The organism is Pseudoalteromonas sp. P80D2 (genome assembly GCF_036680945.1).
GTDB lineage: Bacteria > Pseudomonadota > Gammaproteobacteria > Enterobacterales > Alteromonadaceae > Pseudoalteromonas > Pseudoalteromonas shioyasakiensis.
Genome location: NZ_JAZDAR010000047.1, coordinates 103,583 through 123,097, shown reverse-complemented (window position 1 = coordinate 123,097; position 19,515 = coordinate 103,583). Strand labels below are relative to the sequence as shown.

The 19,515-nt window shown below is 41.2% G+C and carries 22 protein-coding genes; 6 read left to right on the top strand and 16 right to left on the bottom strand.

Translation table 11 applies throughout. The features are described 5' to 3' along the window. Nucleotides 1-6 precede the first annotated feature (6 nt). Complete coding sequence (gene rlmD / locus VRK28_RS12530; RefSeq protein ID WP_062566756.1) at nt 7-1,332, bottom strand: 23S rRNA (uracil(1939)-C(5))-methyltransferase RlmD; 1,326 nt, start codon at nt 1,330-1,332, stop codon at nt 7-9. 80 nt (nt 1,333-1,412) lie between these two features. Between rlmD and barA the strand changes: the two genes are divergently transcribed. Genes barA through VRK28_RS12515 form a run of 3 tightly spaced genes read left to right on the top strand, consistent with a single transcriptional unit; the run spans nt 1,413 to nt 5,033 of the window. Next, entirely contained in the window at nt 1,413-4,181 is a 2,769-nt protein-coding gene (gene barA, locus VRK28_RS12525) for a two-component sensor histidine kinase BarA (protein WP_058586457.1), read from the top strand. Between the two features lie 36 nt (nt 4,182-4,217). After that, nucleotides 4,218-4,694 (top strand): energy transducer TonB, encoded by a 477-nt coding sequence (locus VRK28_RS12520; protein WP_062566755.1) that lies wholly within the window; start codon nt 4,218-4,220, stop codon nt 4,692-4,694. Between the two features lie 12 nt (nt 4,695-4,706). Next, nucleotides 4,707-5,033 (top strand): hypothetical protein, encoded by a 327-nt coding sequence (locus VRK28_RS12515; protein WP_062566754.1) that lies wholly within the window; start codon nt 4,707-4,709, stop codon nt 5,031-5,033. A gap of 68 nt (nt 5,034-5,101) precedes the next feature. Here the strand turns inward: VRK28_RS12515 and pdxJ are convergent, their stop codons facing one another. From pdxJ to rpoE, 10 genes are all read right to left on the bottom strand, one after another. Further along, complete coding sequence (gene pdxJ, locus VRK28_RS12510; RefSeq protein WP_054554340.1) at nt 5,102-5,833, bottom strand: pyridoxine 5'-phosphate synthase; 732 nt, start codon at nt 5,831-5,833, stop codon at nt 5,102-5,104. A 43-nt stretch (nt 5,834-5,876) separates the two neighbouring features. Then, nucleotides 5,877-6,563 (bottom strand): DNA repair protein RecO, encoded by a 687-nt coding sequence (recO, locus tag VRK28_RS12505; RefSeq protein ID WP_062566753.1) that lies wholly within the window; start codon nt 6,561-6,563, stop codon nt 5,877-5,879. 17 nt (nt 6,564-6,580) lie between these two features. After that, nucleotides 6,581-7,513, bottom strand: coding sequence for a GTPase Era (era, locus tag VRK28_RS12500; protein WP_054554338.1), 933 nt, complete (start codon nt 7,511-7,513; stop codon nt 6,581-6,583). After that, entirely contained in the window at nt 7,503-8,180 is a 678-nt protein-coding gene (gene rnc / locus VRK28_RS12495) for a ribonuclease III (RefSeq protein WP_054554337.1), read from the bottom strand. Before rnc ends, era begins: the two co-directional genes overlap by 11 nt. Nucleotides 8,181-8,182: 2 nt before the next feature. Beyond that, on the bottom strand, nt 8,183-9,118 hold the full coding sequence (gene lepB / locus VRK28_RS12490; RefSeq protein ID WP_062566752.1) for a signal peptidase I: 936 nt from the start codon (nt 9,116-9,118) through the stop codon (nt 8,183-8,185). A 26-nt stretch (nt 9,119-9,144) separates the two neighbouring features. Continuing rightward, nucleotides 9,145-10,932, bottom strand: coding sequence for a translation elongation factor 4 (gene lepA / locus VRK28_RS12485; protein ID WP_062566751.1), 1,788 nt, complete (start codon nt 10,930-10,932; stop codon nt 9,145-9,147). Between the two features lie 70 nt (nt 10,933-11,002). Further along, nucleotides 11,003-11,452 carry a SoxR reducing system RseC family protein gene (locus tag VRK28_RS12480; RefSeq protein ID WP_058586462.1) on the bottom strand — a complete coding sequence of 150 codons (450 nt, stop codon included), beginning with the start codon at nt 11,450-11,452 and terminating at the stop codon, nt 11,003-11,005. A gap of 3 nt (nt 11,453-11,455) precedes the next feature. Further along, on the bottom strand, nt 11,456-12,409 hold the full coding sequence (locus tag VRK28_RS12475) for a MucB/RseB C-terminal domain-containing protein (protein ID WP_054562253.1): 954 nt from the start codon (nt 12,407-12,409) through the stop codon (nt 11,456-11,458). A 4-nt stretch (nt 12,410-12,413) separates the two neighbouring features. Then, nucleotides 12,414-13,040, bottom strand: coding sequence for a sigma-E factor negative regulatory protein (locus VRK28_RS12470; RefSeq protein ID WP_054562254.1), 627 nt, complete (start codon nt 13,038-13,040; stop codon nt 12,414-12,416). A gap of 1 nt (nt 13,041) precedes the next feature. Continuing rightward, entirely contained in the window at nt 13,042-13,623 is a 582-nt protein-coding gene (gene rpoE / locus VRK28_RS12465) for an RNA polymerase sigma factor RpoE (RefSeq protein ID WP_036969086.1), read from the bottom strand. Between the two features lie 393 nt (nt 13,624-14,016). On the opposite strand from rpoE, the gene nadB reads away from it, so the two are divergent. Then, nucleotides 14,017-15,639, top strand: coding sequence for an L-aspartate oxidase (gene nadB, locus VRK28_RS12460; RefSeq protein WP_054554331.1), 1,623 nt, complete (start codon nt 14,017-14,019; stop codon nt 15,637-15,639). Here nadB and VRK28_RS15935 read toward each other — a convergent pair. Next, nucleotides 15,614-15,973, bottom strand: coding sequence for a protein YgfX (locus VRK28_RS15935; protein ID WP_350338387.1), 360 nt, complete (start codon nt 15,971-15,973; stop codon nt 15,614-15,616). The two genes, nadB and VRK28_RS15935, sit on opposite strands and share 26 nt — an antisense overlap. A gap of 40 nt (nt 15,974-16,013) precedes the next feature. Continuing rightward, a complete protein-coding gene (locus VRK28_RS12455) occupies nt 16,014-16,265 on the bottom strand; it encodes an FAD assembly factor SdhE (protein WP_054562257.1) in 252 nt (83 codons plus the stop codon). 120 nt (nt 16,266-16,385) lie between these two features. On the opposite strand from VRK28_RS12455, the gene ygfZ reads away from it, so the two are divergent. Both ygfZ and VRK28_RS12445 read left to right on the top strand, forming a co-directional pair. After that, the gene (gene ygfZ, locus VRK28_RS12450; RefSeq protein WP_063529679.1) at nt 16,386-17,297 is read left to right on the top strand and encodes a tRNA-modifying protein YgfZ; all 912 of its coding nucleotides are present in this window, start codon (nt 16,386-16,388) and stop codon (nt 17,295-17,297) included. A gap of 12 nt (nt 17,298-17,309) precedes the next feature. Continuing rightward, nucleotides 17,310-17,795 (top strand): FKBP-type peptidyl-prolyl cis-trans isomerase, encoded by a 486-nt coding sequence (locus tag VRK28_RS12445; RefSeq protein WP_054554327.1) that lies wholly within the window; start codon nt 17,310-17,312, stop codon nt 17,793-17,795. 53 nt (nt 17,796-17,848) lie between these two features. Here VRK28_RS12445 and VRK28_RS12440 read toward each other — a convergent pair whose 3' ends face one another. Genes VRK28_RS12440 through VRK28_RS12430 form a run of 3 tightly spaced genes read right to left on the bottom strand, consistent with a single transcriptional unit; the run spans nt 17,849 to nt 19,508 of the window. Next, nucleotides 17,849-18,319, bottom strand: coding sequence for a hypothetical protein (locus tag VRK28_RS12440; protein WP_063529680.1), 471 nt, complete (start codon nt 18,317-18,319; stop codon nt 17,849-17,851). A gap of 14 nt (nt 18,320-18,333) precedes the next feature. After that, on the bottom strand, nt 18,334-19,128 hold the full coding sequence (locus tag VRK28_RS12435) for a DUF481 domain-containing protein (protein WP_370316364.1): 795 nt from the start codon (nt 19,126-19,128) through the stop codon (nt 18,334-18,336). Nucleotides 19,129-19,187: 59 nt separating this feature from the next. Further along, a complete protein-coding gene (locus VRK28_RS12430; protein ID WP_054554325.1) occupies nt 19,188-19,508 on the bottom strand; it encodes an HI1450 family dsDNA-mimic protein in 321 nt (106 codons plus the stop codon). Nucleotides 19,509-19,515: the final 7 nt, after the last annotated feature.

Here is a 19,515-nt window from a genome sequence, read left to right as displayed (position 1 = left end):
TGCGCTTTACCTCCTGTGAAATAACGCCATCGTTTCAATATGCCCGGTATGCGGGAACATATTCATAAGCCCAATTTTTTCAATGCTAAAGCCTGCTTGTAAAATAATTGCACTGTCACGGGCTAAAGTAACAGGATCACAAGAGACGTATAAAATCGTTTTAAACTGAGTAAGTGGTAACTGCTCTAAAATAGCCATTGCGCCAGTACGTGATGGATCAAGAACTAACACGTCAAGTTCGGCACTAAACCAAGCAGCTGATTGCATTGATTTTGTTAAATCAAAACAATAAAAATCGGTATTCGACAATGAGTTAGTTTGCGCATTTTGTTTTGCTAATGCAACCGCAGAATCGACCCCTTCAACACCAATAACATATTTAGCATACTTTGCAATCAATAATGAAAAGTTACCAATACCACAAAACAAATCCAATACCTGCTCATGACCTTGTAAATCAAGCCACTGTTTTGCTTGATGTAGCATAGCTTGGTTAACTTGTGGGTTAACTTGAATAAAGTTTTCAAGGCCAAACTCAAAGCGTAAATCATAAGCTGGTATCTGGTAGTACGGCATTGGATGGTCACTGTGATCAATTTCACCACTTTGTGATTGCCACACAACACGCCAGCTATATTCATCACACGCCGCTACGACTATGGCTTTTAACTCTGCATTAATAGCTTTGGTATGCCTAATAACCACAAAGGCCGCATTATCAGCTTCACATAATTGTAAGTGACTAATACTACTAAGACCTGAATGGCTGTTGATAAGAACATCAAAAACTGAAAAAACGTCTTTAAATGTGCCGCTCAGCACATCACAGCTTTCAATACTCACCAATTGTTTAGAGCCTTGAGCTCGATACCCTACACGCATTTTCTTTGCGGCTTTGTCATGCATTACAGCAATACGCGCAGAGCGACGATAATGGTGCTCTTCACTAAGCAGAGGTGCTTGCCAATTTAAGTCATCAGCTTTAGCAAACTTGCTAAACAGCTGGCTAACCGCAGCTTGCTTCTCAACCAATTGTTGCTCTGCATTAAGATGCTGTAGCTGACAACCACCACAAACCTGATAATGCTGACAAAAAGGAGTAACCCTATGCGCTGAGGCTGATAGTACTTTTTTACAATCAGCACTGGCAAAACGTGCCTTATCTTCAATCAATAACGCTTTTACTTCTTCACCCGGCAAAGCACCATTAACAAAACAGACTTTATTTCCCTGCTTAGCAACGCCCCGCCCTTGGTGATCCATAGCAGTGACATTGAGGGTTAGCATTTTTTGCGAAACGGATTTCTTTTTGGCTTTGAAAATCTGTGCCATCGGGCAACACCTTAATTATTGATAAAGCGGGAGTAAGTATATACTCTTAAACAACGATAATAATGATAACAACATTCTTTATGACTAAATTTGGCTTACGTGACTCAGTCTTAACCCTTACACTTATACCGACTGTGATCATAGGCTTGTTGCTGGGCGGTTATTTTACAATAAATCGTTACATTGAGCTCGATGAAATTTTATATCAACAGGGCGTGACTATTATTGAGCCCCTCGCCATTGCTGTTGAGCAACCATTAATAAAGCGTGATAAAGCCTTATTAACTCGCTTAGTTAGTCATACACATAACAAACACTCCCCTGCTATCCAATCAATTGCTATTTTTGATGAAAACAATGAGTTAGTGATTTTTAGTAAATACCAAAGTGAATTCAAAGAAATTGTTAGCAGCAATGCAAACAGCATGGATGGCATTCAAGTACAAAATTCTGAGCACTATCTAACATTCTCTACTGCCATAATTAATCATAGCCGCCAAGACATGATTTGGAATCATCACAGCTACCAAGCATCGCTGGGCACTGTGGTGATCATGCTTAACAAACAACAAGCCATTATTGGCCAGCAACGGGCATTATTAGTCAGTGGCGTGGTAATTTTACTCGCGCTCATACTTGCCACCGTATTAGCGTTCAGATTAACCCGCATGTTTATTCAGCCTCTTAATAAGTTAGTACTAGCTACCGACAAACTCATTGAAGGTAAAGTCGACACTGGGCTCGATCAAAAAATGTTTGGCGAATTTGAGCTATTACGCACAGGTTTAAATACCATTTCAGAAACTATGGTTGTGCAACGTGATGAGATGCAAAAGCACATTGACCAAGCAACCTCTGATTACCGCGAAACACTCGAACAATACGAAACCCAAAATATTCAGTTAAGTATTGCTAAAAAAGATGCACAAGATGCGAACCGAGTAAAATCAGACTTTTTAGCTAAAATGAGTCACGAATTACGTACACCTTTAAACGGTGTAATAGGTTTTACGCGCCAGCTTTATAAAACCCCGCTCAATAAGCATCAAAAAGATTATCTAGATACCATTGAACTGTCGGCCAATAGCTTACTTACAATTATCAGTGATATTTTAGACTTTTCGAAATTAGAAGCCGGTGCCATGGAACTTGAGTCAATGCAATTCCAGCTCCGTGACAATATTAATGAAGTTATGACCTTGTTGGCACCGAGTGCTCACGAAAAGCAACTTGAGCTTTCAATATTTATCCATCCACAAGTACCAGACAATCTAACTGGCGACCCGACCCGCTTTAAACAAATTTTGATAAACCTGTTAAGCAATGCCATTAAATTTACTGAAAAAGGCTCAATCAAGGTTGATGTTGGCTACCGTTTACTGGATGAAGAGCGCGCCTCGATTTTGGTGTCTGTCACCGACACCGGTGTGGGCATCCCAATGGATAAACAAGATGCGTTGTTTACACCATTTGGCCAAGCAGACTCTAGTATCACCCGTAAATTTGGTGGCACAGGTCTTGGCTTAATCATCACTAAACATATTGTTGAAGCGATGAATGGCCGCATTACCCTAAACTCAGCACCTGGTAATGGTACCTGCTTTACGTTCAATGCCGTATTCAGAACGCCAAGTAACTCAATTACCAGTGACTTACCGACTCAATCACTGATCAATAAACGTATTTTGTATCTTGAGCCTCATGAGCATACCCATCAAGCAACGTTATCGCTACTACATGAATGGCAAACTCGCGTTACCGCCTGCATGGATGAAGAAAGCTTCTTAAATGAGATCAACAAAGACTTCAGCTACGATATTTGTATTATTGGCCATACCGCTACTATTGACGATATGCAGCAACTTAAGAGTTATGTAAAAGCAGTCCGCCCTGTCACTGATTATTTATACATAATGCTTAATACGGTTTCGCATAATATGCGTGAAGCCTTTGTCGGTAGCGGTGCAGATGCTTGCTTAAGTAAACCGCTTAACCACCGTAAATTATGTGAGGTACTTGCTGCGCCTTACCGTCTTGACCACCCGGTGCATAACATTGAGCAAGGTGATGAAAAATTATTACCACTTAAAGTACTGGTTGTTGACGATAACGATGCCAACCTAAAACTGATTTGCACCTTGCTTGAAGAACAAATTGAGCTAATTGATACCGCACATAATGGCTCACAAGCTTACAGTTTAAGTAAAAGCCATAAATATGACTTGATCTTTATGGACATCCAAATGCCAATTATGGATGGTATTACCGCATGTAAACTTATTCGCGAGTCATCTCTCAATGAAGATACCCCTATCATTGCAGTGACTGCTCACGCCCTCGCAGGTGAAAAAGAGCAACTGCTTAAAGATGGCTTTAAAGGTTACTTAACTAAGCCTATTGATGAGGACATGCTAAAACAAATAATTAGCGATCATAGCCCGCAATCGCCAATTAATCGTGAACGTAGCAAAACTGCCGCAGTTGACTCAGAACCTCCATTTGAAAGTGCCCGCCTCGATTGGCAACTGGCACTTCAACGCGCAGGCGGTAAAGAAGAACTAGCACTAGAAATGCTCAACATGCTATTACTCAGCGTGCCTGAAACCTTGCGCCTACTCAATGAAGCTATAGAAAAAGAAGATTGTGAACATGTACTTAGCATAGTGCACAAGTTCCATGGAGCATGTTGTTACACAGGCGTACCAAAACTAAAATCACTTGCCGAAACACTCGAGACAGCTTTAAAAGGCGATTGCGATTTAAATTACATTGAGCCTGAACTATTTGAGCTTGTTGATGAGCTGAATAATTTGTTAAGTGATGCAGGTATGGTTGAGCAACAAAGATAAAAGAACACCCAATAAATTATATAAAGGAATATATTAATGAAAAACTCTTTAATACTAGCTGGCAGTTTGTTTGTTTTTGGTTGCGCATCAACCTCAGACAAACCAGTAAAATTAGAGTATGCGGATTTAGCTGTTAGCTATAATGAAATGGAGTCAGCAAAATGGCAACAGCTTGAACGCTTTCCTGCCAGATACCCAAAAAAAGCAGTTATCCAAGCAAAAGAAGGTTGCGCAACTATTGAGTATGTCATTACGCCACAAAATGAGATTAGAGATATTCAGGTAGTTGCCTCAACTAACTCTGTATTTGCCGACGCAGCAAAAGATGTAATCACTAATTGGCACTGGAATGAGCTGGCGAAAAATATTACTGATAAAGCGGTGAAAACCCAAACTCGCTTTGACTTTTGTTTTGACACACCTGAGCAATCTTGCAAAGAGCTAAAACCTAACTATTCATGCCCTAGTTCAGATATTATTTATTCCACGGGTACACGCGTAGTGAAGTATTAAAGGGAGCTTGCTTTGTATTTTATCTTACTTATCGTCTTTAGTGCTATTTCACTCACTTGGTTTTTCCTCCGCTATAAAAAACTAAGTATAGAAGCTAATAATTACGTAAAAACCAATTACACAGAGCAGTGGCAAACATACGAAAGCCAAGCCCGTTTGATGAAGGCAAAACCTAACTCGATGGTTTTTCATTCAATTAAAAAAGGTGAATTGTCGGCCGTAGATGATGATGTTTTAAAAAGCTTTAAGAAAAAACATCAATATTTAGTGGCCCTACTCTGCCTTTCGCCTTGGCTATCTTCATTGCTTGCACAATTTATTGTTTATCTGAGTAAATAAAAACGCGATGGATATTATCTCCACCGCGTTCAGTATTCAAATTTGCTGGCTCTTATTAAAGGCGTCAGCTAAAGTCTTGCTTCAATCATTAAACGTTTCATATCGCTGACTGCTTTTTCTAAACCATCAATCGCTGCACGGGCAATAATCGCATGGCCAATGTTTAACTCATAAATTTCTGGCATTGCCGCAATGGGTTTTACATTGTGATAATGAAGACCATGGCCGGCATTAACGATTAAACCTAAGCTATCAGCATATTGTACGCCGCTACGTATACGCTCAAGCTCAGTGTGAAGCTCTTCGTCATTTTCAGCATCAGCATAAGCACCTGTGTGAATTTCAACGTATGGAGCATTACACGCTTTTGCAGCGTCAAGTTGTGCGTTGTCGGCATCAATGAATAACGAAACCTTAATTCCCGCAGCTGTTAGCTTTTCTGTTGCTGCTTTTACTTTTTCAAAATTACCCACAACATCTAGGCCGCCCTCAGTGGTGAGCTCTTCACGTTTTTCAGGCACTAAACAAACATAAGCAGGTTTCACTTCAAGGGCGATGTCGATCATTTCATCGGTGACTGCAATCTCAAGATTCATACGTGTTTGAATCGTTTTTGCCATCACATATACGTCGCGGTCTTGAATGTGACGACGGTCTTCACGCAAATGAATGGTGATACCATCTGCACCAGCATGCTCTGCAACAGCTGCAGCATGCGCAGGATCTGGGTAACTCGTGCCACGCGCTTGGCGTAAAGTGGCAATGTGATCAACGTTTACACCAAGAAGAATATCTTTCATTTTTTTACCTGTTTAATACAACGATTCAAGGCTGAACATCAGCCTACTTAATAAATAACTCACGGCTTTTTAATGGCTTTTTACCAAGTAAAGGCTTGAGTAGGTATCTACTTAATTGCTTTGCCATATATAACACATCAGGGGCGCTAAAGTCATGAGCTGCTATGGCATTTAATTGCTTTCCTGAAAAGCCACTATTGGGGTCGTCATGCAGCAAGAAACCGTATTCAGCAAAGTACTGGTAATTTGCTGCATCGTTAATTTCATCACCTTCGGCATCAACAGTAAAATCAACGCCATAACCCAGCATCTCTAACAGTTGAAACTCGTAAGAGCGCAGCACAGCTTGTAGGTTTTTAGTGGTTGATAACTCGTCTAGATGCTGTTTATAAAGATGATATACACTTTCCATCGGCTCATTGATAGGTACGATACGATTGGTTAATTCGTTCATATAGAAGCCGCAATAAAGCTCGGTGCCCTGCAACATAGTTTGCCCGCCATGGGGCTCAAAACGATTGATGTATTTTAAATCAGACTTGCCGCTATATTGTACGAGCAGAGATTGGAAAGGTTGTAATTGTGCTTTATGTTTAGTGGCCTGGCGACCACTAACACGGGCCAGCATTCTAAGCTGACCTACGCCTTCTACCAGCATATCGAGCATGACTTGCGAGTCGCTAAATGGACGTCGGTGCAGCAGGTATGCTGTGTAGAATTCGCTATCCATGGCGTGTAAGGCTTTACTTAGTCTTCACCATAGCCAAGGCTACGTAGCGCACGCTCATCGTCAGCCCAGCCAGACTTCACTTTTACCCAAAGTTCTAAAAACACTTTGTTATCAAGCATGTCTTCAAGGTCTTTACGAGCTTCACGGCCAATCACTTTGAGCTTTTCGCCTTTATTGCCGATCACCATACGCTTTTGTGTTTCACGCTCAACGAGGATCAAACCATTAATTTGCCAGACACCGTTTTCTTGCCATTTAAACTGCTCGATCTCTACGGTGACTGAATATGGTAGCTCATCACCCATAAAGCGCATCAGCTTTTCACGGATCACTTCAGCCGCCATAAAGCGCATTGAACGGTCTGTTACGTAGTCTTCAGGGAAGTAAAACTCACAAAGCGGTAAACGCTTTTTCACTTCATCTTTGATTAAATCAATATTTTTACCCTGCTTCGCAGAGACCGGCATAATAGCCACAAAATCAAATTTACCACCTAAAAACTGCATGTGCGGAAGCACTAAATCACGGTCTTTAACTTGGTCAATTTTATTCATCACTAACAATACTGGACGACCACTCTGACGTACTTTATTTAGTACCATCTCATCGTCTTCGTTCCAGTGTGTGCCTTCAACCACAAAGATGATCAGTTCTACATCGCCAATTGAGCTTGATGCAGCACGGTTCATTAAACGGTTAATAGCGCGTTTTTCTTCGACGTGTAAGCCTGGTGTATCAACATAAACAGCTTGGTATTTACCTTCGGTATGAATACCCATGATACGGTGTCGTGTGGTTTGTGGCTTACGTGAGGTAATAGACACCTTTTGCTCAACAATATAGTTAAGTAAGGTTGATTTACCTACATTTGGGCGGCCAACAATGGCAACCATACCGCAGTGCGTATCTAGCTCTGCAGGTTCTTTGCTAATTAAATCATCAAGATTCATTTTTAAGTATCTTTAAGGCTTTTTCAGCGGCTTTTTGCTCAGCTTTACGACGTGAGCTACCTACTGAGATAATGCTATCCATCCCTTCAACAATACATTCAACCGTGAATGTTTGATTGTGCGCTTGGCCTTTTGTATCAATTACAGTGTAGCCAGGTAACGATAATTTGCGCGCTTGTAAGTATTCTTGAAGTAATGTTTTCGGATCTTTTTGATTTAAGCCCGGCGAAATTGCGTCAAGACGCGACTCGTACCAACTTAAAATTAACTCACCACATTGTTCAATGTTTGAGTCTAAGAACACCGCACCAATAATCGCCTCTACGGCATCAGCAAGGGTTGATTCACGGCGAAAACCACCGCTTTTAAGCTCACCCGGACCTAAGCGTAAGTAATCGCCTAAGCCAAACTCTAGGCCAAATTCAGCCAACGTTTGACCACGAACTAGGGTCGAACGCATGCGGCTTAAATCACCTTCGCGTGCTTTTGGAAATTTAGTGTAAAGTGCATTCGCAATCACAAAGCTCAAAATCGAATCACCTAAAAACTCTAAGCGCTCGTTATGTTGGCCTTTATGACTGCGGTGCGTCATTGCCTGCTCAAGCAAAGCTTGATCAGTAAATGTATAACCTATTTTGTTGTATAACTCTGTTACGTTTTTTTTCATCGTTACTGAATATTACCTAGGCGTTCAAAACGAACACCAGTTGGAACCCAGCCTGGTAAAAAGTCATCTGGGCCATTCTCAAATTCAAAACTCATCCATATAAAGACGGCTTTACCTACCAAGTTTTCTTTAGGTACAAAGCCCCAAAAGCGACTGTCTTGGCTATTATCACGGTTATCACCCATCATGAAATAATGATCGGCAGGAACAACCCACTCGTCTGAGCGTGTACCTGGTTGTTGATAATAACGGCCTTTCATTTCAGGAGCTTGCGGGTTAATTAAAATATTATGATTCACTGTGCTTAGGTTTTCTTCTAAGCGCACTAAATTCATCGAACCCTGCTTGAACTCGTCACTATTGAGGATTTCCATATCAATTTTGTTGTATTCATTACACAGCAAATCACCTTGCTGTGTTACACCTTCGGCACATTTTGGCTGAATATAAAGGTGCTTATTGCGATATACAATTTTATCGCCCGGTAAACCAATCGTGCGTTTAATGTAATCCACGCGCTCGTCTAATGGGTATTTAAATACCACAATATCACCACGTTCAGGTTCATCAACATCAACTAACTGGCTACGCCAAATTGGGTCTTTGATGCCATATGAGTACTTCTGTACCAAAATGAAGTCACCCACTAATAGGGTTGGCATCATTGAACCTGATGGAATTTGAAACGGTTCAAAAATGAAAGAGCGAAAAATAGTGATCGCTGCAATCATCGGGAAGATTGACTTAGCCGTTTCAGTGATGCTTGGCTCAGGCGCAATTAATGCAGCGGTTTCTTCGTCTAATTCGCCACCTGCTGCATTTTGAGCAAGGGCAATGCGTTGCTGACGCTTTGGCGCAAACATAAAGTGGTCAATTAACCAAATTAATCCTGAGCCTAGCGTTAACAACACTAAGAAAATAGAAAAGTAACCCGCCATGCATTAATTCCTTTATTTACTTCTAATTATTTACCAACTTTAAGGATAGCTAAGAATGCATCTTGAGGTACTTCAACGTTACCTAGTTGCTTCATTCGCTTTTTACCTTCTTTTTGTTTTTGTAGTAGTTTCTTCTTACGACTCACGTCACCACCGTAACATTTCGCGATTACGTTTTTACGTAATTGCTTAACTGTTGTACGGGCAATAACATGCTGACCAATCGCTGCTTGAATCGCAATATCAAACTGCTGACGTGGAATTAAGTCTTTCAGTGCTTCAGCTAACTGACGACCACGTGATTGTGCAATATCGCGGTGTACAATAATCGCTAACGCATCAACACGCTCACCATTAATTAATACGTCAACACGTACCATGTCTGAAGCTTGGAAATGCTTAAAGTTATAATCAAGCGATGCAAAACCACGGCTTGTTGATTTTAACTTATCGAAGAAGTCCATGACTACTTCAGCCATCGGTAATTCGTACGTCACCGCAACTTGCTTACCATGGTAGCTCATTTTAGTTTGCATACCACGCTTTTCAACACAAAGCGTAATTACGTTACCTAAAAACTCTTGCGGAACTAGTATGTTAGCTTCAACAATTGGCTCACGGATTTCAAGAATATTATTCACCGGTGGTAAGTCAGACGGGTTATCTATCTGTTTAGTTCCGTCTTTAGTCTCTACTTCGTAGATTACTGTTGGCGCAGTGGTAATAAGATCAATGTCGTATTCACGCTCAAGACGCTCTTGAATGATTTCCATGTGTAGCATACCTAAGAAGCCACAACGGAAACCAAAGCCTAGTGCTGTTGAGTTTTCTGGCTCGAAGAATAACGACGCATCGTTCAAGCTTAATTTATCTAGCGCATCACGGAATGACTCATAGTCATCTGATGAAATTGGGAACATACCTGCATAAACCTGCGGTTTAATGCGTTGGAAGCCCGGTAAACGCTCTGGAGCAGAATTACGTTGTAAAGTGATGGTATCACCTACAGGTGCACCATGGATTTCTTTAATACCCGCAATAACAAAGCCTACCTCACCGGTTTTTAGGATACCCGTGTTGGTTTGTTTTGGTGTGAAAATACCCACTTTATCTGCGATATGAACTTGATCATTCGACATGATCTTAATTTTATCGCCCGAGCGCAATTCACCATGCTTAATACGCACAAGTGATACAACGCCTTGGTATGGGTCAAACCATGAGTCAATGATAAGCGCCTGTAGTGGCTCATCTTTGTCACCTTCTGGTGGCGGAATATCTTTAACAATGATTTCGAGTACTTCTTCAATACCAATACCAGTTTTAGCACTACATTGCACAGCATCTAGGGCATCGATACCAATGATGTCTTCAATTTCTTCTGCTACACGCAGTGGGTCGGCTTGCGGTAAATCGATTTTATTCAGAACTGGAATAACTTCTAAGTCCATTTCGATTGCTGTGTAGCAGTTAGCTAAAGTTTGAGCTTCCACACCTTGACCCGCATCAACAACTAAAAGCGCACCTTCACAGGCTGCAAGTGAACGCGATACTTCGTATGTGAAGTCAACGTGTCCTGGCGTGTCGATAAAGTTTAACTGATATGTTTCGCCGTCTTTAGCTTTATAATTTAGCGTTACACTTTGCGCTTTGATGGTAATACCACGCTCACGCTCAATGTCCATTGAGTCTAACACCTGCTGCTGCATTTCACGGTCTGTTAAACCACCACAAACTTGGATAAGACGGTCAGAGAGAGTCGATTTACCATGGTCAATATGGGCGATGATCGAAAAATTACGGATATGCTTCATAAACTGGATTCTAAACTTCTATATAAAATGGACTAAGTGTATAAAGCGACAATTTTACATTTAATTGGCTTTAATCACCATCTATTTGAGTGAAAGGAATAGTAATTGGGTGAATTTTTATTACTTTAATATCATGCTTAAGGCTCTTAACCCTTGATTTTGCTATCGCATAGCCCGTTAAGCCACCAATCACGGCGGCTAAAATTTGCCAGCCTTCTGTAAGCGAAAAAGCCGAAAATGCGATTAAAGCAAACCCTAAACTAAACAAAAGGGGTAGCATGTAAACAGCCATAGCGTGTTTAACTAAGTGGCTATCATCGAGTGCTAAAGTTACTTTTTGCCCTACTTGGAGCTCTTTTTCGAAGGTATAAGGAAAGGTTTTTTTAGCTGTTCCAAACAGCTTTGCAAAAACTTGCGAACCACAACGACCATTACAGCCGGCACAGGCTTGCTTTTGTTCTGCTTCTAAATTCGCTGTCGTGCCTTTAACCGACACGACAGTGAGTGTTTGTTCAATCATGATTTAAAGAGGTCGCGCTACCGACTCAGCTATAGCTTTGGCTGTCATAGCAGGAATATTACCAACAACCGATACATCAAAGCTACCACCATTGTGTACATACACAGTCGTTGCGCCTGACGTTAAAGCACCGCTTGCGCGCTTACCCGGTAAAGGTCTTTGAATAAAAACAGACACTTCAACAAACCCATCTGAGTATAAATAATAGTCAGCAAGTTCATTATTTAAATCAAGTTTATGACGATCTGACTTTAATAACTTAAAGCCATCAGGAAGCCAACCAATTTTCCAATCATTCGCTGCGCTGTCTTCATTATTGGCTAAATCGTTAGTCGCAAGCACCGCAGGAAAGTCACGATTTTGCATTTCAACTAACATAGGAGCAGGCTGCTCTGTTACGCTGATATGAGTTAACTGTAACTGCTCAAGCATCTCACCTTTATGATTCACATAGGCAGATTTAAGTAACAACGAAGACTCAGTATCTAACCAAATCCAATAGTTATATTTGTATTCATCTTTTGACTCGATACGCACTAACTGTGCTGAGCGCCCTGCAATACGCCCTTTTCCGCCAAGCACAAAATCATAGTGAGCGCTTAGTCGATTTATATCTTTAAAAAGTACTTCAGGAATTGGCCCGGCAATAGAGTCGGTTTTAACTGAGTAAGGCTCTGAATGAGGCTCAAAATAGGTCACTTGATCGTCAACGCGCACCATTTCTAAGCCAGCGCCGTTGAGTAAACTTAGGTGCTCAAGTTCAATATCACCTTGTTTTGCATGTAACCAGCGATAAGGTTCCATAGCTTGGCCTTTTACAACCACAAATGATGCGTCAAAGTTGCGAGTATGAACGGCCGTAGCCATATCATTTAATAAAGTCTTGGCGGGATTTTCGTCGCTGGCAATGGCTGGAGCCGTTAATACCAGCGACAAAATAAAAGTAAAAACTTTCATTTAATTAGTTTTTTTCCTCGTCTGCATTTTCTGCAGTTTGCGATTTTTCTAGCGAATATGCAACACGTGCTTGACGTTGGTGCTCAAGAACTAATGCGCCAATACGCTGCTGTTGTAACTCACGTAAACCTTGCTCTGCATTTTCTAATGCAGGTTGCTCTGATGAGTAACTTACAGGAGAAGCCATACCTGTTAATGGTACTGTTTGTAATGTTGGAATATCACTTTGCGGTGACTCGGTGTTTTGTGGCAATGTTTGTACGCCCACAATCGCAAACATAGCAACACTAGCAGCAATAGCCACTTGGGCAAATGGACGACGCCAATTAAATGCTACCACGTTATCAGTGCCTGTTGCCGCCACGATTTCTTCGCTTTTTGGTGCCGTTGTTTTATTCGCGAAATCTGCGTAAACAGGTTCTTGCTCAAGTGATTCTGCCACTGCATCTGCAATGTCAAAATTAAAAGCGTTGTTATTTGCCTCAGCACGCATTACATCACCAATCATTGCGTAACGACCAAATGTAGATACATCGTCGTTTGTGATCGCTTGATCAGTTAACTGCTGCTCGCCGTCAAGTAACGCGGACAACTGCTCATTATCCAACTTGTTAACGTCTGCTTTTGTCATACTAAGACTCACCTATTAATGGATTCAATTTATTATCAATCGCCTCACGGGCACGGAAAATACGTGAACGCACCGTTCCCACAGGGCAATCCATAACCACGGCTATTTCTTCATAGCTCATACCTTCAATTTCACGAAGGGTAATCGCGGTTTTTAGATCTTCAGGCAAACTATCAATCGTATTAAAAATTACAGCACGTACTTCGTCACTTAATAACAGGTTTTCTGGCGATGCGTTTGAACGCATTGCATCTGCACTGTCATAAAATTCTGCTTCTTCGGCATCAACATCGTTAGCTGGGGGTTTACGACCCTGCGCAACTAAGTAATTTTTAGCACAATTTACGGCGATACGGTACAACCAAGTATAAAAGGCGCTATCACCTCTAAAGTTAGGTAAAGCACGGTAGGCTTTAATAAAAGCTTCTTGTGCGACATCAGCAACATCACCTTGGTTCGAAACATAACGTGAAATCAAACCTGCAATTTTATTCTGATATTTTCTAACTAATAGGTTGAAGGCGTTTTTATCTCCTTGCTGGACCCTTTTAACTAGCGCTAAATCCAAATCCTGCTCGCTCATTCGAGCCGGTACTCCTCTGTTTGATTCTTGCTTGCTATTCATATACTCGCCATTGTTTACACAAACTCTGACTGCACCATGAATATAAAAGTTCAGTTTAAAATGATTTTTTTATAAAATAGCACGCAAATAAATTGTGTCATACCAATCTTATTACACGACAACCTCAATAACTGCTTAAAAATCAACGGTTATCTAAATTAAATTCACAATTTAAAACAGCTAACAATAAACTGTTTGTGTGACGATAAAACTAATAAGATTGGTATAACGTATTAAAATGACTAATAGTGTTAAAGCAAATATGGTACATATACGTATACCACATAAAAATTTATTTGCTCAAACTTTTGGCACTACTAGCCGAGCATTGTAACCGCAAAGACCACAGACATGAACCAAAATAAACATCACATTACTGATGTCGCTATCATTGGCAGCGGCGCCGCTGGCCTTTCTCTTGCTTTATCGCTTGCTAATCACTGTAAGGTGACAGTACTTAGTAAAGGCGCATTAACTGAAGGTTCTACCTTATATGCTCAAGGTGGTATTGCAGCAGTATTTGATAAAAAGAATGACAGTATTGAATCTCATGTTGAAGACACTCTAGATGCAGGCGGCGGATTATGTGACCGTGATGCGGTTCACTACACAGCAAGCAATGCTAAAAAATGTTTAAAGTGGCTTATTGAGCAAGGCGTACCTTTTGATATGGAGTTCGATTCAAAAGGTAAAGAGCGTTTTCATTTAACTCGCGAAGGTGGTCATAGTCACCGCCGTATTTTACATGCTGCCGATGCAACTGGCCGAGCAGTACAAACAACCTTAATTAGCCAAGTACAAGCACACCCTAACATCACTCTGTTAGAAAACTACAATGCCATTGATTTAATTACAGATAAAAGCTTAGCTAAAAAAGGCAAGCATGTTCACGGCTTGTATGTGTGGAACTGTGTTGATAAAAAAGTTGAAACCATTGCTGCTAAGTTCGTATCACTGGCAACAGGTGGCGCAAGTAAAGTGTATTTATATACTTCTAACCCTGATGTATCGAGTGGTGATGGTATCGCAATGGCATGGCGTGCAGGGTGCCGTGTTGCCAATATGGAGTTTAACCAATTCCATCCAACAAGTTTGTATCACCCAGAGCTGCAAAACTTCTTGATCACCGAAGCAATGCGCGGTGAAGGTGCGTATTTAAAACGCCCTGATGGCACTCGCTTTATGAAAGACTTTGATGAGCGCGAAGAACTTGCCCCTCGCGATATTGTTGCTCGCGCTATCGATTTTGAAATGAAACGCCTTGGTGCGAACTGTGTGTACCTTGATATTAGTCACAAAGATAAAGATTTTATCATTGAGCACTTCCCAACTATCTACGCAAAATGCTTAAGTGTTGGTCTCGACATTACCAAAGAAGCCATTCCTGTGGTGCCTGCTGCACACTATACCTGTGGCGGTGTTATGACTGACTTTAACGGCCGTACAGATTTAGATAACTTATACGCTGTTGGCGAAGTGGCTTACACAGGTTTACATGGCGCTAATCGTATGGCGAGTAATTCGCTACTCGAATGCATCGTGTTTGCCCATGCTGCTGCGAAAGATATTCTGAGTAAAATCGATGCAAGCCCTGCCCTTGAAGCCTTACCACTTTGGGATGAAAGTCGCGTAACTAACTCAGACGAAGAAATCGTTATTACCCACAACTGGCATGAACTAAGGTTATTTATGTGGGATTACGTGGGTATTGTACGCTCAACAAAACGTTTAGAACGTGCGCTTCACCGCGTTGAATTACTGCAGCAAGAGATTCACGACTATTACGCGAACTTTAGAGTTACAAATAACTTATTAGAACTTCGAAACCTAGTACAGGTTGCAGAGCTTATTATTCGCAGCGCCCTTGAGCGTAAAGAAAGTCGTGGTCTTCATTACACGATTGATTACCCAGAGCAAAACGAAAATCCAACGCCGACAATTTTAACGCCTAAGTCGGTTGCTGCACTGCAATAATTGCACGCTTTAAGCGCGAGAAACTTTCTTCATCAACACTGGCTGAGCTTATAATCAGCCAGTGTGATTGATAAAACCCAGCCAACCTCAGCACTACAAAATTAGCAAACACATAACTTTTAGCTGTTATCTGGCCTTGAATTTTAAGTTTGTCGTTAACAAACCTGAGCTCTGCTTGCTCTAAAATTATAAAACCCTTTTCAGGCTGTGCTTGTTGGACTTTTTTAAAACTAAGAATGGCTAAGAAGAAGCACGCTAAACAAGCCAAAAGTTGAGCGAAAACATGCTGGTAAACAAAGCATAAAGTGATGGCTGTTAAGCAAAAAAAGACCACAAAGGGTTTGTGGTCTGTGGTGTTATTTGTAACGGTAAATCTATACACGAACTCGGTCTAAAATTAACGCGACCATACCGTTAAGCTCTGGGTCTTTACACTCTTCATGACCCATGAACCAGGCGAATAAATCAGGATCATCGCACTCAAGTAAGCGTTGAAAAACGGCTTGCTGTTCTTTTGATAGTGAGTCAAACGCTTCTTCAACGAATGGCATAAATAAAACATCTAGTTCTAACATACCGCGACGGCATGCCCAACGAATACGTTCTTTACTGTGAATTTCAGTCATTTTAAACCTCGTACTTATTTGTCTGCAGTTTACCAAATTGCTATCGAATAAACAGCTATTTAAATTGCTACCCTAACTAAGTTATCATTAGCGCTCATTCATATCGTAAAGAAGGTTTTTATGTCGACTGTTTACGCATGTCCTTTATCTTATTCACTTATCAGCCTAACTGGCAAAGATAAGTTGTCTTACCTTCACGGACAAATTACGCAAGATATCAACAAATTAACTGATGATAACTTCCTTTGGGCTGGCCACTGTAATGCAAAAGGCAAGCTTTGGGGTGTGTTTAGGTTGTTTTCACACCTTGATAGCTATTACCTTGCGGGCTCAAAACCTGAGGTAGAGCAATCGCTAGTCGAGTTAAAAAAATATGCGGTATTTTCGCAAGTAGAAATTCAGCAATCTGAAAAACCGCTAATTGGCTTACTAGGTGATGACCTAACAGCGACTCTAGAAGCCTTAGCAATTAATTTTGACTACGAGCACAGCGCAGTCGATTTTGCTGGCGGTAAAGCGTTAAAGCTTGCAGATAACCGCGTATTGCTGATGGTCAACGAAGAATTTAGCTTACCTGATAACGTCACAGCTCTTGATGATGACGCGTTATGGCAACAGGCAGCTATTGCCGCAGGCGAGCCGTCATTAAACAGCGACGCTATTGGCGAATACGTACCGCAAATGGTTAACTTGCAAGCGCTTGGTGGTATCAGTTTCAGAAAAGGCTGCTACACAGGGCAAGAAACCGTCGCTCGTATGAAATACCTAGGCAAAAATAAACGTGCTATGTATATAGTTTCGGGCAAAGCTGAAGGCTTACTTGACGAGCTTGAACTCGAGACACAAATGGGCGAAAACTGGCGCCGTGCTGGCAAGCTTATTAGCCAAAGTTTTAATCAACAAACGCAAACCTTAATGGGTCTGGTTGTGCTTCCTAACGACAATGAAGCAGGCCAAATTTTGCGAGCAAAACACCTCCCTCAGGTAGAGTTATCTATTCAAGCTCTGCCTTACTCTCTCGAAGATGAATAAATAGGAATGACTATGATCGTAGCAGCAAACAAAGTGGTAAAAATGCATTATTCAGTATTGGATAATAACAAAAACACCATCGACAACTCTTTCGATGGCGAGCCACTGGTGTTTATCGTTGGCACGGGTTTCTTAATTCCAGGCCTCGAAAATGCGCTATTAGGTAAAGAAGCGGGCGACACATTCAGCGTAACAGTTGAGCCAGAGCAAGGCTATGGTGAACGTCATGATGACCTAATGCAAGCAGTGCCAAAATCAATGTTTGAAGGTATGGAAATTGAAGTTGGTATGCAGTTCCGCGCTACGACAGACGCTGGCGACCAATCAGTGATGATCATTGAAATTCAAGACGAAGACGTTATTGTAGATGGTAACCACCCTCTTTCAGGTATTACCCTTCATTTTGATGTTGAAGTACTTGAAGTACGCGATGCAACTGAAGAAGAATTAGCACATGGTCATGTGCACGGTGAAGGTGGTTGCGGTCACAGCCACTAAACCAATACTATAAAAAAAGCGCCATTGGCGCTTTTTTTATATCTGCTGTGTGCCTATTCGACTACTTCTTCTGTATCCACAGAAGCGTCTGTCACAGGTTCTGCAATATGCTCTCTAAGCGCAGCAAGTAAGCCTTCTTGGTCATTTGTCCCTAAGCGATAGTGCGTACCGTCTTTCATTGCCAATTCAACAGCACTAAATCCAGATACACTGTAAACCCAGCCATCATGCGTGATACGCAGACCAATACCATGACGAAATGAATTACTTACCGCTCGAACAGATTCAATCTCATCAAAAGTCACTGTTTTACCAAATACACCCGGACCAAATGCCCAGCTTACGTTTTTATCGCTCACCTTAATCGTTAAGCCATGAAACAAAAAAGCCACCAGCACTAAGATAGCGCTAAACACCATAAGAGGAATATCTGCACCAATTAAGTTCCAAGCTAAGGCAATGAAGGCGCCAATCCAGCCTAAGATAACAAAAATAAAAATAGCGTACTGTTTATGTTGATACATTCTGAAGTATTCTCTTAAAAGCTATAAACAAAGGTTGCACTCAGCTCAGAATCGTACTTGAGCTTATCTTCCTCTGGTTTTGAGTTATAGCGATACATGTAAGTAAATTTGAGTGATACATCACCCATAATTTTGCTGATCAGGGATGTTTCTGACTTTAAACGCGAGTTTAACCCTGACAATGATTGTTCATAACTGACATCTTGATTAAAGCGAGTACGAGCAGAGACCGTACGCTCCCACTGCAGCGCTAAACGAAGCAGGTAACCGGTTTTTGTTTCATCTTCTTCTGTTGCAGTCTCTTGATCAGCCACCGAGCGGTATAAACCCGGCCCCACATCGATATCGACTTTATTCTTGCTGCCTTGGTAAATGCGGTTACCGTAACCAGTCGCTATGGTGCTCTTAAACTCAAGACCACTAAACTTATCTCGCTCATAGTCACCATAAATGAAAAATGACTCATTTTTCACATTTAGCTTATAGTTACCTTGACCCGATACAAAAATACGGTCAGCAGAGACTTCTTCATCACCAGTTTCTTCATTACGGTCACGTTTGTACAAAGTATCGAGCTTAAATTGGTTACGCCACTTTTCGAAATCTTGGTACAGGTTACCTTTAAGTTTGAAGCTGGTTGAGTTGGTATTGCCGCGGCTTACCATAAAACCAAACTCCATATCTCCGTACAGCAACTCGCCTTTATGAATTTTATGGATTTCTTCTTCTGATAATTGCCCGTATTCATGGAAATCTTCAAACGGATCAACAGCAAAAGCCTGCCAACTGCAAACTAGCAGGGCGGGCAAAATAATTCGTTTTATTGAATTAAAACAACTAAAAGTAGAGTCAAACATCGGCTGGAGAGTTATTCGCTATCTTTCCAAAGAATGTGGCAAAACGGTGCATCTTTGTCTCGGCTAATTAAAATTTTCGCAAACAAGATATCTTGATTGTCGAATTCAAGTCCTACTAAGACTTGTACAAATAGCTCAGGTTCAATTTCGAGTGCAACAAAATCTTGCCACTGCTCGTCAGGCTCACCTTCTTCAATAAAGCCAAGCTCTTCTCTGTGCTCGTTAAAATCAGCAATATCTTGCTCGCTTAAATTATCAGGCGCTAATTCTAAAAAGATATCATAAGCCTGATGAGTTACTTCTTCTTCACTGTATAAGCGTGGACCAGCCATTCCTTAA

Excerpts from the sequence above, each read along its gene's own strand:
- lepB (WP_062566752.1), bottom strand. The coding sequence starts at position 9,118 with ATGGCGGGTTACTTTTCTATTTTCTTAGTGTTGTTAACGCTAGGCTCA.
- VRK28_RS12455 (WP_054562257.1), bottom strand. The coding sequence starts at position 16,265 with ATGACTGAAATTCACAGTAAAGAACGTATTCGTTGGGCATGCCGTCGC.
- VRK28_RS12520 (WP_062566755.1), top strand. The coding sequence starts at position 4,218 with ATGAAAAACTCTTTAATACTAGCTGGCAGTTTGTTTGTTTTTGGTTGC.
- barA (WP_058586457.1), top strand. The coding sequence starts at position 1,413 with ATGACTAAATTTGGCTTACGTGACTCAGTCTTAACCCTTACACTTATA.
- era (WP_054554338.1), bottom strand. The coding sequence starts at position 7,513 with ATGAATCTTGATGATTTAATTAGCAAAGAACCTGCAGAGCTAGATACG.
- pdxJ (WP_054554340.1), bottom strand. The coding sequence starts at position 5,833 with ATGAAAGATATTCTTCTTGGTGTAAACGTTGATCACATTGCCACTTTA.
- lepA (WP_062566751.1), bottom strand. The coding sequence starts at position 10,932 with ATGAAGCATATCCGTAATTTTTCGATCATCGCCCATATTGACCATGGT.
- rnc (WP_054554337.1), bottom strand. The coding sequence starts at position 8,180 with ATGAAAAAAAACGTAACAGAGTTATACAACAAAATAGGTTATACATTT.
- rlmD (WP_062566756.1), bottom strand. The coding sequence starts at position 1,332 with ATGGCACAGATTTTCAAAGCCAAAAAGAAATCCGTTTCGCAAAAAATG.
- VRK28_RS12440 (WP_063529680.1), bottom strand. The coding sequence starts at position 18,319 with ATGTATCAACATAAACAGTACGCTATTTTTATTTTTGTTATCTTAGGC.
- VRK28_RS12430 (WP_054554325.1), bottom strand. The coding sequence starts at position 19,508 with ATGGCTGGTCCACGCTTATACAGTGAAGAAGAAGTAACTCATCAGGCT.
- VRK28_RS12480 (WP_058586462.1), bottom strand. The coding sequence starts at position 11,452 with ATGATTGAACAAACACTCACTGTCGTGTCGGTTAAAGGCACGACAGCG.
- nadB (WP_054554331.1), top strand. The coding sequence starts at position 14,017 with ATGAACCAAAATAAACATCACATTACTGATGTCGCTATCATTGGCAGC.
- ygfZ (WP_063529679.1), top strand. The coding sequence starts at position 16,386 with ATGTCGACTGTTTACGCATGTCCTTTATCTTATTCACTTATCAGCCTA.
- VRK28_RS12445 (WP_054554327.1), top strand. The coding sequence starts at position 17,310 with ATGATCGTAGCAGCAAACAAAGTGGTAAAAATGCATTATTCAGTATTG.
- VRK28_RS12475 (WP_054562253.1), bottom strand. The coding sequence starts at position 12,409 with ATGAAAGTTTTTACTTTTATTTTGTCGCTGGTATTAACGGCTCCAGCC.
- rpoE (WP_036969086.1), bottom strand. The coding sequence starts at position 13,623 with ATGAGCGAGCAGGATTTGGATTTAGCGCTAGTTAAAAGGGTCCAGCAA.
- VRK28_RS12470 (WP_054562254.1), bottom strand. The coding sequence starts at position 13,040 with ATGACAAAAGCAGACGTTAACAAGTTGGATAATGAGCAGTTGTCCGCG.
- recO (WP_062566753.1), bottom strand. The coding sequence starts at position 6,563 with ATGGATAGCGAATTCTACACAGCATACCTGCTGCACCGACGTCCATTT.